This is a genomic window from Parageobacillus caldoxylosilyticus, assembly GCF_019272935.1.
Classification (GTDB): domain Bacteria; phylum Bacillota; class Bacilli; order Bacillales; family Anoxybacillaceae; genus Saccharococcus; species Saccharococcus caldoxylosilyticus.
This window is the reverse complement of record NZ_CP040553.1, coordinates 1,335,450-1,348,605: the sequence shown is the minus strand read 5'-3', so window position 1 is coordinate 1,348,605 and position 13,156 is coordinate 1,335,450. Positions and strand designations below refer to the sequence as shown.

Sequence of the window (13,156 nt, the reverse complement as noted above, 5' to 3'; positions counted from 1 at the left end):
CGGGAGGATGAAGCTAGATACGTTTTTACACCATCTTCATTTTGACATCGATAAGATTATGCCGCCAGATTGGGAGGTAGATTGGGAAGATGCGCCGCTTCCGTATAAGTTGTACCGCAATTTGCCAGTGATTCCGCTTTCTTCAGAAGTACCGTTAACGTTCGAGGGAAGGGAAGCGCCTGGAAATCTCGACCTAGAAGAAATAGGTCATTTTCTTTGGTACGTTTTCGGCCTTACTCAATTTTGTCAGCTAGCCTTTTCCATGGGTCCGACGGAACAAGCGGAAAACCTAATGCACTTGTACCGGCGGTTTGTTCCCTCGGGCGGGGCGCTGTATCCAAACGAATTATACGTGTATTTGAAAATGGAGGATGTTCCAGAAGGAGTGTACCATTACGATGTGGCACACCATCGTTTGGTATTGTTGCGGGAAGGCAATTTCGATTCCTATCTAACTAGGGCCTTGGGCAATCGCTGTGACGTGTCGGCTTGTTTCGGTATTGTTTTTGTATCGACAATGTTTTGGAAAAATTTCTTTAAATACAATAATTTTGCTTATCGCCTGCAAGGGCTGGATGCTGGCGTGCTAATCGGGCAGCTGTTGGAAGTGGCGAAACAGTTCGGCTTCGCATCGACAGTGTATTTTCAATTTCTTGATAGGGCGATCAACCATCTGATTGGACTATCCGGACAGGAAGAGAGTGTATATGCCGTTATTGCATTATCTGTGGAGTCTTCGATCACTTGGTTTGCTAACGATAATAACTTAGAAGAAAATGTTTCTGCCACTGAATTGTGCAGAGAATTGCCAGCAGTTCAGCATCATTACTATATTCGGTCGCGGAGGATCATGGACTATCCGATGCTGAGAAAAATGAATGAAGCGTCGATGTTGGAATCATCACGATCATTTCGGCAGATTAAGGTAGAGGAGAAAGGTACCTGTGGGGTCCAAGCGGTAGTTCTGCCTTGTGTGAAGCGGTTATCGTATGATCTGGCATCCGTCTGCCAGAAGCGATATTCACCAGGTATGGATTTTGTTTTGGGAAAGGTAAGTCAAGAACAATTGGCTACTTTGCTAAAAGAGGCGACGCTTTCTTTCACGTATCGAAATGATTTAGATGGAGAATATGAGAAGCCGCCGTCCCGTGTCTCCCTGTATGGCTGTTTTTATAACGTTGAAGATGTTCCAAATGGTGCTTACTACTATGATAGTGCTGTTCATGCGTTAGGACGGATACGTTCTGGAGATTATCGTCACTACCTGCAATACGGAATGTCAATGGACAATGTTAATCTGTTCCAAGTGCCGCTCTGTCTGCATGTGGTAGGAGACAGGGATCACCTGCAAAAGGAATTAGGGTACAGAGGATACCGCATTCAACAAATGGAGGCGGGGATGTTCGTGCAACGACTGCTCTTGGTGGCGTCTGCCATGGGGATGGGTGGGCATCCGCTTCTCGGATTTGATGTGAACTTATGTGATAAACTTTACAAGATCGATTCGCGAGGGAAAACAAGCTTAATCCAAATTCCAATCGGACCCTATCGTTCTCGCGCTTGGTTAAAAGGGAGTTTGCGTAGCTAGGAGAGCCAAGAGTAAAGCTTTGGTTTTGTTTCGAGTAAACATATGGTAGTTTTATGGTTATTTGCCGTTATTAACATAAGAGAGGATATTCATATTCAACTTTTCAAGGAGCGACTCGACAGTTTTTTGGTAAACGAAAATGACTATTTCGGTAAAGTTGTGCTTTTAGCAAGGATAAAGGTTTGAGAGAAAAGGAAAGACCCTTATCCCTCAAACCTTTGCCTTTGACAATGGATTTCTAGTTTCTTTCTTTCATCTTTGATCCGAGATGGTTGCATTATTATTAAGTGCACTTAATAGAGCAAGATTATCATATGGAGGACCAGATGTTGTACCTACAAGCAAAACAATATCAAATTCATTCGGTGGGGTTCCCCATGAGTTTCCTAAGAAGGTGGTGAATGCACGGTCTACTAAAAATCCTCCTTTTGTATTGTAAACCACATTATTGTTAATAGGACCTGTCACATTCGGATTAATATACATTCCTGTCCTTAAAGAATGGAAAGTATTATTCATCACCGAAATAGCAAGGCCTCCTTGAGATACGATGGCTCTGTTAACAATCCAGCTGCTCATAGGCAATGCTTGAGGTGGCCCGTAAATGGTATTATTGATGATTGTCGTATTATTTCCACCAATTTGGATAAATTCTTTTGTATAAGGAATATTGCTTGTCATCGTTAAACCATCGATTGTCGTATTTGGGGCAGTAATTAGCATTGCAATAATGTTCGCTTGTAAGAATAGCAGGGTACCCGGTTCTCCTTTTAAAGTAATTCCAGCCTTATTGACGACAATTTGTGATGTAATTGGATACGTTCCACTTAGAATATGAACAGTTCCACCTGGATTCACCGCGGCAATTCCTTGAGGAATGGTTCCAAAAGGATTTGCTCTACTGCCATTTCCACCAACAGCACCAGCTTGAACATAAATATTATCTAAATCAACGACCTGATTTACGGCTTGATCAAGAGCGGCTTGGACACTAGCAACGGAAGGGTAGCCTAAAGCAGGCCGATTATTGAGCAATTGCTGGGCAACATCATTTTTAGCGGTTTCTGATAACATGTTATATTCTGTAAGGTTTAATCCAAGCAAAGGATTTTCAATGGCAGCTCGCATTTCCGAAACAGTGGTTGCGGCGTTGACAGCAGCTAAACCGACAACTTGATTTACGGCTTGATCAAGAGCGGCTTGGACACTAGCAACGGAAGGGTAACCTGAAGCAGGCCGATTATTGAGCAATTGCTGGGCAACATCATTTTTAGCTGCTTCTGATAACATGTTATATTCTGTAAGGTTTAATCCAAGCAAAGGATTTTCAATGGCGGCTCGCATTTCCGGAACAGTGGTTGCGGCATTAACAGCAGCTAACGCAGTGTCTGCTGGCAGAGGTCCATGCACTTTCACGATTTGCATATTGGTGCAACCACATGTCACTCTCACCTGTTGCATATTTTTCTTATGTTCAGACAATATGTTTCACCTACTTTCCACTTTAATTATTTCAATATATGAGTAGGATCATAAGTTAGTTATAGAGTAAGCGTTTATATTATCAACATTAGGCAATTTAATATTCGGAGAATGAGATAGCCAAAAGGAGGTATTCTCTCTTTCTCTTGTAGATTTTTTAAGTATTCATTATCAGAAGTCCATCCTTGAAAAGTAGCCTTTTCCGAATGACTAGTATGCCTTTGAAGGAACAATACCGCAGCAAAGCTAGGAATCGATTTTGGTGTCGCAGGACGCACATATTGCTTGCAAGTGTTGTACCTTGGTGTAAAATCGGGGAAACAAGAAACTGAAGAAAGAGGCACCCTCATTATGAGGATGTCTCCCATTTGTGCCGACTAGGTCGCGGGCTATTGAAATTAACTGATTCCAACACCCGCACTTGCAAAACCTGTAAGGGCACCGATATTAATTGGAGTAGGTCCAGATGTTCTTAAGGAAACAACCAGTAATAGTTTGTCACCTGCAGCTACCGGTAATGCCGCCGGGGCAGTACCAGCTGCAGTATTGCCAGCGGTAACTACAGGGTCGAAGGCTGGTACTAAATCTACAAAAACGCCTGTTGGAGTAAAGGTGTTGCTAGCTGGATCAGGTACACCTCCAGTAGTACTTCTCCATAATTCTGCTCGAACTGTTCCAGCTGCAGCTAAAGTTATACCCACTGTAGCACTAAAGAATGCAGATATGGATGTGACGGTTCCGGCACGAGGAACCACAAACGCGAAGTCAGGGATGTTCCCGGCACCGACACCTAGAGTTAGTGTTCCTGTATTAATATCAGTAGTTGGCGCAGAACTTCCGAATCCAACGATAGCTCCAGTACTAACTATTACACCTGCAACATCAACTGTAGATAGTGCAACAGGAGCTATTCCAGATGCATACGGAATGATAGCGCCGGCCCCTGGAGGTCCTTGTGTTGCAGGTCCATGCACCGTCACATGCAAATTTTTACATCTACATACCTGTTTACAATTACATTTTTCTTTTTTATGATTACTATCACAATATTACCAATGTTCCGATAATGTATTTCATCTCCTTTGAATTAAGTTACTTTAAAATATGAGAAAGATATAAGTCTGATTGTACAAGTGCTTATTTTATTAAAATTAGGGCGATTGAATATTCGGAGAACAGACAACCGAAAGGAGATATTCCCTCTTTTATTATAAAGAATGTTTGTTTGTGCTATAGCTAGCCATGCTAACCAGCATGGGTGCAAAAGGATATAAGAGACCTAACTATTTGCATTTTTTATTTTCATTTTATTGATCGGTTCTTAAAATTTAGCTTCGTCATGAAAGATGTTCAGTTTATGATTATGCGAGTGGAAAAAGCTCCTGCAGGTATAATGCAGTCGTGCAAAGGAAAATGATAGCGTGGTTTTGATTTCCAATGCCAGAACCATAAAAAACCGAAACCGCCAACCAGCGAAACGCCTGGTTGGCGGTTTTTTGTACGCCCAACAGTCGTGATGTTCGGAGAGGAAGATGGTCGTGTGCGAATACGAATCCAGCTAAAGCAGTCTCGTCTGATTGGATGAAGAGTTCTGCACTCCGTTCTCTTGCCAGACTTTAGAAGCTATGCAGGCTTCGGCCAGAGCTAGGTCGGATACGGCGTCGTCGGGCGTCACCAGTCCGCTCCAGTTCGGATCTTGGATCATCCGGCATAAGTCCAGGAAGCGGGCCTGGGCCATCGCCTCATACCATTCTTGTCGATCAACCAATGACAATGTCCGCCGATACGGTAGGCGGGAAACGAAAGATGAGGATGCACGATCGGACATCGACGCACTAGGAGACAACCGCGATGCGGCCCATGCCCGTACCCGTTCTCCAGCGTCTGCCGCTGGTTGCGTAGGCACGGTGTCAAGCAGGGCGTCGATCTGTTCCGCCTGTTCTGCCGTGAGCATGCCCTCGACGTATAGCCGTTGAGGAATCCAGCCTTCAAGCACAATCCGCCCTTGAGCACAGTGGACTTCCCACTGCGTCGACTCGGGAGCGTCCGCTTCCATTGTGAATCCATGGTAGTACTGAACCGGTACGTACTCGTGCAGGAGTTCGGCGCCTGCCCTTTTTGTCGGCACTTGCGTTTCCTGTACATAGTCCTGACGCGTGCAGCTGCGGTGAATCACACTCGCCCACACGCGTGACTGCTCGCCGTTCGCTTCGGTTACAGCAAAACCGCGCGCATCTTCAGGTTCGCCAAACCAGTGCCGGCCGACTTCGAAGAAGTGAACCCCATGTTCGATGAAGATGCCTCCGCTCTGTTCGCGGTTCCAGAACCAATGCCCGGCTGCGACACGGTGTGCGGCGTTGTGGAGACTGGCGTGGTGTACACGACCTAACAAATGGTGACGGAGCATCCATTCGACCACTTCCACCAACGGGTTGTAGCGCAAGACTAGGTTGACGGCGAGCGCGCGCTGTTGTTTCGCGGCGAGCCGGACATTGTCTTTCAGCGCCGCTGAAGTCAGTGCCCCAGGTTTCTCCAGCAGTAGGTGCTTACCTTGCATCAATGCCAGTTCGCCGAGCGGTGCGTGGAGATGGGGCGGTGTCGTCAAGATCACCACGTCGATGTCCGGATCACGGATGAGTTCGGCCGCTTCCCGATATTCGCGCGGGGCAGCCACATCGGATCGACGGTGGCGATAGGAGGCCAGCACGCGCTGGCGCTTTTCGTCAGTACGGCCAGCGACGGCTATCAATTGAAATTCAGGCAACGGCGCGAGCGCGCCGGCCAAGAACGCAGCAAAAGCGCCTGCGCCGGCAATACCCACGCGGTATGGTGGGAGCGGATAAGGCATCGCGTCTTCTCCTCCTTTATCACGAATGAATCCCTATTAATCTATATTATGTTGACAATTGTATTATACCGCAAAGATGGCCTCTGACGCTCTTCATTTTGCGTCCGTTTCAGCATGGGCGGCACTTAAAGTCGCGGAACGGTAGAATTGTTCCGCAACTGCAGTAGCATTACTAAGCAAACTCGGTGTGATCCACCCAAACGACATCGATGCCGCGGCGATTATACTAAAAAGCATTTTACTTGCCATCATGATGGAATATTATGTATACTATTATTAGCAACCAGATATATTGAGTGCTAACAACTTATCTCTCATCTATTTTTTCATTTCTTTCATTTTTTCATCATCCATCTGTTTCGGCCTTCATAATATTAAGTGAACCCTGTGAAGCTCGAAACTAATGGGAGGGATGACAAAATGAAAGCATTGTTGTTAGCTGGAGGTTTAGGTACACGTCTACGTCCATTAACTGAAAATCTGCCGAAACCAATGGCACCCATTGCGAATCGCCCATGGTTGGAACACCTCATCACCTATCTACATGAACAAGGCGTCGATCAGTTTGTTATAGCCGCGCACCACTGTTCGGATGTGATTCGCCGTTACTTCGGAGACGGACGGCGCTGGGGAGTGAAGATTGAGTACGCTCTCGAACCGTTTCCGATGGGGACGGCAGGAGCTATCAAGAATGCGGAGCGATTGCTCGATGAGCGGTTCCTGGTCGTCAACGCTGACATTGTCCACTTGCCGCAGTTGATTCCTCTTCTTGAGTTTCACCGCCAGCATGGTGGAATCGCCTCTATTGCGCTGACAGAAGTAGAAGACCCTTCTTCATACGGAGTAGTTGAACAGGATGATGCCGGACGGATCTTGCGTTTTATTGAGAAACCTCGCCCTGAGGAGGCGCCGTCAAATCGGATCAACGCCGGTTTGTACATACTAGAACCGGAGGTCATGCGTTATATCCCGGCGCAACGTGAGGTCTCTATTGAGCGTGAAACGTTCCCGCGTCTGATTCGGGAAAGCGCCGGCGTATATGGTATGGTAAGCCAAGGCTATTGGCGCGACATGGGGACTCCGGCCCGTTACCGCCAGGTTCATTGGGATGTGCTCGACCGACGTTTTCCTCTTTCCATGCAAGGGCGTCAGGTTCAGCCTGGTGTTTGGACAGGGGAAAACGTCGAATTCGGTTCCGGTTCCCTCTTGGTGCCGCCGGTGTTGATTGGGAACAATGTGAAGATAGGCGACCAGGCGGTGATTGGTCCATACGCGGTGATTGGTGATAACTGCCGCATCGGTGCCCGCGTGCATTGCTCGCACTCCATCCTTTGGGATCGTTCAGTCGTGCGTGAGGGCAGCCGCCTCAGCAACAGCATTTTCGGGTATCGGACCGTGGCGCCTGCCGGCGAGGTATTCAATAATTCCATTATCAACCAACCGAAAGAGGTGATGCAGGCATGAAGCGGATCGCATACGTCAGTACATTTCCACCGCGTCGTTGCGGCATCGCCACATTCACCGAGCATCTTCTCAACAGCGTGCGCATCGCCGGCAAACGGCGCGATGTTGATCCGGTGATTGTACTCTATAACGAAACCGATGGCGACTCGGCCTATCGAAACGATCCGAAGTTCTGGCCTTTACCGGCGCAGGACCGTGCGGCTTACACGCAGATGGCGGAACAGGTCAACCGCAGCGATGTCTCGGTGGTGGTCCTGCAGCACGAGTTTGGCATTTTCGGAGGCGAAGCGGGTGAATACATACTCGACTTCGTCCATGCCCTGAAGAAGCCGCTCGTCACGACGTTTCACACCATCTTTGCCGATCCTCAACCGCCTTATCGCCGTATTCAGCAACAAATCGCTGATGCGAGCGACGCTATCGTGGTTATGAATCGTCAGGCGATTTCGTATCTGACCAGAGCGTTTAACTTGCCGGAGCGTAAAATCTTCTACATTCCGCACGGTGCACCGGAGCCAAGTGGCGAGGATCGGGATCTCCTCCGCCGTCGCCTGGGATTCGAGGGGCGCAAGGTCATGTTCACCTTTGGATTGCTCAGTCGCGGCAAGGGCATCGAGTCGGTGATCACTGCCTTGCCGGGAGTGGTCCGCAAAGTGCCAGAGACTCTATACGTCATTGCCGGACAGACACACCCTGAAGTGAAAAAGCGCGAGGGGGAAGCATACCGCGAGGAGTTAAAGGAGATGATCCGTCGCCTTGGGCTGGAGGCGAACGTACGGATGATTGATCGCTATTTCAGCGAGGAGGAACTGATCGACTACTTGACAGCGTGTGATCTTTACGTCACCCCATATCCGGGAATGCAGCAAATTACCAGCGGCACCTTGGCCTATGCGGTTGGCGTGGGTCGTCCGGTTCTCTCGACGCCATATGAACATGCCCGTGACCTGCTGCGCGGATGTGAGGAACTGCTGTTACCGTATGGCGACACTGCCGCTTGGGAGCGGCAACTGCGGCGGCTGTTAGCGGATGAAGCAACTATGCGGCAATGGGAGGAGAAGATCAGACAGATCGGTGCAGCGACGCACTGGCCACACGTTGGCGAACAATACCTGAAACTGTTTGCGAAGCTCTGCAGCGAAACGGACGATGATGCAAAGGCTGCAGAGCGGAGTGAAGGAGAGGTGAAGCCTATTGTCCCCGTCAGTCGTTAAGTTCGATCATCTGGAACGCATGACTGACGACACGGGGTTGCTCGAGCATTGCCTCGGGCGCATCCCGCGCCGGCAAGAAGGTTACTCGACCGATGACAACGCGCGCGCCATCTGGGCGTGCATGGAGTGGTTGGATCTGCTTAGAGACGATGAATCCGCGGAACGACGAAGACTATACCAGCTGCTGGATCGGTACTTGGCCTTCTTGCTTTGGGCGCAAAGGGAGGACGGCTGGTTTCAGAACAACTTTTATTTTAACCGGATGCCGGAATCAGAGTCGCGCTCGGACGACTGTCTGGGCCGCTCCCTATGGGCGGCGGCAGCGGCGTACTTGAATCTCGAAGACGCTGCCCGGCGTCGCGTGGCCGCCGAGATCCTGCGCCGGTCGCTTTCGGCCAGCGGCGAGTTGCAGTTTTTGCGCGGCCAGGCCTGGGGTCTCGCAACTTGTTGCCTGCTGCTGTCTAAGCGAAGAGACGGTTCGACTTTGCCTTCTGGAGTGACTGAAGCCGATCTCATCAATCTGGCGGACGTGTTCGAGCAGCGCTTGCTCGATGCTTACCGCACGCACAGGACGGATGACTGGCGGTGGTTTGAGCCGCAAATCACCTACGCCAATGGGCTATTGCCGTGGGCGCTGTTTGTGGCCTATCGGTACCACAGACGCGTCGATACGCTAGAAGCAGCCAAGGAGAGCCTCGACTTCCTGGTGGATAAGATGAGCGGTCGCGATGGTGTCATCCGTCCCATCGGCAATCGCGGTTGGTGTGACGGCCATCGGCGTGCGGACTGGGATCAACAGCCCATCGACGTGATGAAATTGGCTTTGGCTGCGCGCGAGGCCTATCGGGTGTTGGGAGACGACGCGTACCGAGAAGTCGTTCGCCGCTGTCGCGATTGGTTTTACGGCGACAACGACCTCGGCATTCCCCTCGTCGATCCGAGCGATGGGAGTTGCTGTGACGGCCTTACCCCGGACGGGCCGAATCTGAACCGGGGCGCAGAGTCGACACTTTCCTATCTGTTGACGGAAGCCATGGCAAAATCCTTGCAGTTGGGGGTGGTTCTCGATGAGCTTTTCGATGGCACAACAATCCGTTCTGCCACCGCACGTGTTTAAGGAGTACGACATTCGCGGGCGCGCAGGAGAGGAACTGGACGAGAATTTTGCCTACTTGTTAGGAGCGGCGTTTGCGGAAATGGTCCGGCAAGCCGGTGAACAGAAGGTGGTGGTTGGCCACGACAACCGCATCTCTTCGCCGGCATTACACCGTGCACTGATTGCAGGGCTTAGCCAGGCGTCATGCCGGGTGATCGACATCGGTCAGGTGACAACCCCGATGTTCTACTACAGCCTTGAGTACACCAATGTGCCATGCGGCATCATCGTCACCGCCAGCCACAATCCGGGCGACGAAAACGGTTTTAAGATTGCGATGAATAAGACTACTATTTATGGCGAGCGCATCCAGGAGCTGCGGCGGACGATGGAACGGATTCTCAACTCACAAGGGATCAACCGCAGCGACTCGTGGAAGGAAGGATATGTGGAGACGCTTGACATCGAGCCGGCCTATCTGCAAATGCTGCAAGACAAGATCCAGTTGGGCGCACGCAAGCTCAAGGTAGTGGTCGATTGCGGCAATGGGACCGCTTCGACGATTGCACCGAAAGCCTTGGAGGCATGGGGATGCGAGGTCATCCCTTTGTACTGCGAATCCGACCCAACATTCCCTAATCACCATCCGGATCCGGTGGTGCCGGAAAATCTGAAGGATTTAATTGACGTGGTGCGACGGGAAAAGGCGGATCTCGGTGTGGCATTTGATGGTGACGGTGACCGGCTGGGTGTCGTCGATGAGGAAGGAAACATCCTCTGGGGCGACCAACTGATGATTTTATTCTGGCGCGAGATTCTTCGCCGCTATCCGGGAGCCGAAGCGCCGGTCGAGGTCAAGTGTTCTCAGGCGTTGGTGGAAGAAATCGAACGGCTCGGCGGCAAACCGTTCTTCCATCGAACTGGCCATTCACACATCAAGGCGACGCTGCGCAGCCGGCCAGAGATTCCATTTGCAGGTGAAATGTCCGGACATCTGTTCTTCAATGACGAGTTCTACGGCTATGATGACGCCCTGTACGCGGCGGGACGGCTGTTGCGAATACTCTCCAACGATGACCGCAAGCTGTCGCAGCTATTTGCCGATGTCCCGCGGTATCACGCCACTCCGGAGACGCGCGTGCCTTGTCCGGAAGAGCAGAAGGCGGAAGCCATCGCCGCGGTCAAACAGCGGTTTGCGAGCATTAACGAGGTCGTAGACGTGGACGGTGCCCGCATCCAGTTCAGAGACGGTTGGGGGTTGGTGCGTCCGTCGAATACGCAGCCTATCCTTGTTCTGCGCGCCGAAGCCACGTCACCGGAGGCATTAGCCGATATCAAGCAGCAGCTGGCTGACGTACTCGGCGAGCCGCCGCTTAACTTGACCATCCCGTGGTGATGCAGATCGCGATTGAAGTTGGATCGCAATTCGTATCGGCGCCGACCTGAACGGTCCATGCTGTTCGGGTCAGCGCTGTTTTGTTTTCTTGGTAGTTATAATTGAGAAGGCAAGCCAAAAATGTTTCCATTATAAGTTGCTATACTTTTGTTGTTCAGAAGATGGCTAAATGGATTTACTGTAAATTATATAAAAATAAAAATAATGAGTGTCATGGTCGAAAGTAAGAAAAGACTTTGAAACCATTAAGTTTTGTTCAAATATTTGTCATAAATTTGGAAGTGTAAGCGTTACAATCAAAAAATTAAATAAAAGTTCATAAGTGTTTAGGCTAGCATCGTTTACAATATATACGTGAAAATCATCACAAATAAATATATAAAAATAATATTCATCATGTTGGATTGTACATCACAGAAAGGAAGGATCTATCTTGGGGATATTATCGGTTAGTGGAATCATTATTCGATTTTTATTAGGTGGAGGAGCGGTCGTTGCTTCTACCATCGTTTCAAGAAAATTAGGATCAAAAATGGGAGGAATTTTCGCGGCATTTCCCGCTGTATTTTTCGCGGCGTTATTGACACTTCGGTTAGATGCAAAAAGCAGCGAGTTAGTGGAAAAGTCGATTGTTTTATCCCAAGGAGCTATTGTTGGGATGTTCATAAATATTATGTGTGCAATAGCGGTCGTTTATCTTTGTACGAGAAAAGGTTGGAAACGCGGGCTTACACAATCGCTAGCTGGATGGTTTCTTGTTTCTATTGTTTATGCTTTTATTTCAACATATTTCTAAGTTATTAAGGTGATCGTTATGGATGGACGTGATTTATTTTTCCGTTTTTTATTTGGTGGCTCTGCAGTTGTACTAAGTTATGTAACGGCAAAACTGTTGCCATGGAAAGTGATTGGAGGAATTTTTGCGGCATTCCCAGCTGTTATGGTCGTTGCCGTGATGATGGTTGGCATGAAGAACGGATCTAAAGAAGCAGCAAAAACAGCGCAAGGATCTGTTTATGGAATGATCGGTTGTTTGATTTGTGTATTAACAGTGTTATTTTCCCTACAGCTTACACACAATTGGTGGGTAAGTTTTATTTTTGGTCTAATTGCATGGTTTGCAAGTTCGTCATTCCTTGTATACATGCGAGATCATAAAAATATATCAAAATCGGAGCATTGACAAAGAGGCGGCAGAACAAAAAAGCTAATGGAATCATGAGCAGCGAATATAGAAGCCTGGCATGATACGAACGTGCTGGGCTTTTTTTTTTTGTGTGCTATGAAAAACTAACGTCTTTCAAAAAACGTTCTTTTCAAAAAATCGAATGATAAGGGCTCTTCCTCCAAAACTGTCGTATTCAAAAATCAGTATATATCCTGATTTTTTGATATCCATTAGAAGTTGTGCAGATATCAAAGCCGAAATCCATTGATTTGATTGTACGGAATAGCATCCTAAACTGTCATTTGAGAGGCCATGTCAGTTCTCCAGCAAATATACAAAACATATAACAAACGATATAAATAATTTTACATTTTGTCCAATGAATGGGGTTATTTGATTATATACAATAATATATAAGTTTTAGTATTCATAACACCAAAGAATCGATCTAATAAAGGAAATGTACCAAAATGGCTAAGCTGAGGCATCGATGAAGCGAAAGAGGTTCCAGGAATGAATCGAGCAATTGGCCTGTATTGGTTTAAATAGTGAGAATGGTGTTTGTCGCCCAGCACTTTCTCCAAAAGACCGGCAGGCAGAGTCATTGCATTAACTGCTCTGGCGGGCAGGCCCCCCTCTCTATATTGTTCACGTATCCGTCGAGTCCGCTTGCTGAAGCTCGGAAACAAGGAAGTGATGTGCCACCAATACCTCATGCTCGATCAGGGCGCATTAGCAAAATCTGTTTTTGAAGATGCCAAAGGATGTATGGTCACCAATGCTTGGAGGATGTACTGCGGAATCGTATGAAAAACGGGAATTGACAAACTGGCAGTTCAGATATGTATTCCTTCAGCTTCAGGGATCAAAAAGAAATTGGGAGTGGGATTTTGCTAAAAT

Annotated in this window: 10 protein-coding genes; 7 read left to right on the top strand and 3 right to left on the bottom strand. The window is 48.5% G+C overall.

Annotated features, from left to right (window positions below; genetic code table 11):
- Window positions 1-7: 7 nt before the first annotated feature.
- Window positions 8-1,588: a SagB family peptide dehydrogenase gene (locus tag BV455_RS06865; RefSeq protein WP_042408828.1), complete on the top strand. Its 1,581-nt coding sequence runs from the start codon at window positions 8-10 to the stop codon at window positions 1,586-1,588.
- 252 nt (window positions 1,589-1,840) lie between these two features.
- Here the strand turns inward: BV455_RS06865 and BV455_RS06860 are convergent, their stop codons facing one another.
- The 3 genes from BV455_RS06860 to BV455_RS06850 all read right to left on the bottom strand — a co-directional run bounded on the left by BV455_RS06860 (window position 1,841) and on the right by BV455_RS06850 (window position 5,918).
- Entirely contained in the window at window positions 1,841-3,070 is a 1,230-nt protein-coding gene (locus BV455_RS06860; protein WP_244404589.1) for a hypothetical protein, read from the bottom strand.
- Window positions 3,071-3,468: 398 nt separating this feature from the next.
- Window positions 3,469-4,050 (bottom strand): exosporium glycoprotein BclB-related protein, encoded by a 582-nt coding sequence (locus tag BV455_RS06855; RefSeq protein WP_245005354.1) that lies wholly within the window; start codon window positions 4,048-4,050, stop codon window positions 3,469-3,471.
- Window positions 4,051-4,628: 578 nt separating this feature from the next.
- Complete coding sequence (locus BV455_RS06850) at window positions 4,629-5,918, bottom strand: Gfo/Idh/MocA family protein (protein ID WP_218687875.1); 1,290 nt, start codon at window positions 5,916-5,918, stop codon at window positions 4,629-4,631.
- A 420-nt stretch (window positions 5,919-6,338) separates the two neighbouring features.
- Here BV455_RS06850 and BV455_RS06845 point away from each other — a divergent pair, with 420 nt between their 5' ends.
- From BV455_RS06845 to BV455_RS06820, 6 genes are all read left to right on the top strand, one after another.
- Window positions 6,339-7,382, top strand: coding sequence for a nucleotidyltransferase family protein (locus tag BV455_RS06845; RefSeq protein WP_017434360.1), 1,044 nt, complete (start codon window positions 6,339-6,341; stop codon window positions 7,380-7,382).
- A complete protein-coding gene (locus BV455_RS06840; protein ID WP_042408821.1) occupies window positions 7,379-8,596 on the top strand; it encodes a glycosyltransferase family 4 protein in 1,218 nt (405 codons plus the stop codon). Before BV455_RS06845 ends, BV455_RS06840 begins: the two co-directional genes overlap by 4 nt.
- Complete coding sequence (locus BV455_RS06835; RefSeq protein ID WP_042408819.1) at window positions 8,577-9,713, top strand: YyaL domain-containing protein; 1,137 nt, start codon at window positions 8,577-8,579, stop codon at window positions 9,711-9,713. The genes BV455_RS06840 and BV455_RS06835 overlap by 20 nt, the downstream gene beginning before the upstream one ends.
- Complete coding sequence (locus BV455_RS06830) at window positions 9,664-11,088, top strand: phosphomannomutase/phosphoglucomutase (protein WP_061578710.1); 1,425 nt, start codon at window positions 9,664-9,666, stop codon at window positions 11,086-11,088. Before BV455_RS06835 ends, BV455_RS06830 begins: the two co-directional genes overlap by 50 nt.
- Before the next feature lie 433 nt (window positions 11,089-11,521).
- Window positions 11,522-11,884, top strand: coding sequence for a DUF3147 family protein (locus BV455_RS06825; RefSeq protein WP_218687874.1), 363 nt, complete (start codon window positions 11,522-11,524; stop codon window positions 11,882-11,884).
- An 18-nt stretch (window positions 11,885-11,902) separates the two neighbouring features.
- On the top strand, window positions 11,903-12,271 hold the full coding sequence (locus BV455_RS06820; protein WP_218687873.1) for a DUF3147 family protein: 369 nt from the start codon (window positions 11,903-11,905) through the stop codon (window positions 12,269-12,271).
- Window positions 12,272-13,156: the final 885 nt, after the last annotated feature.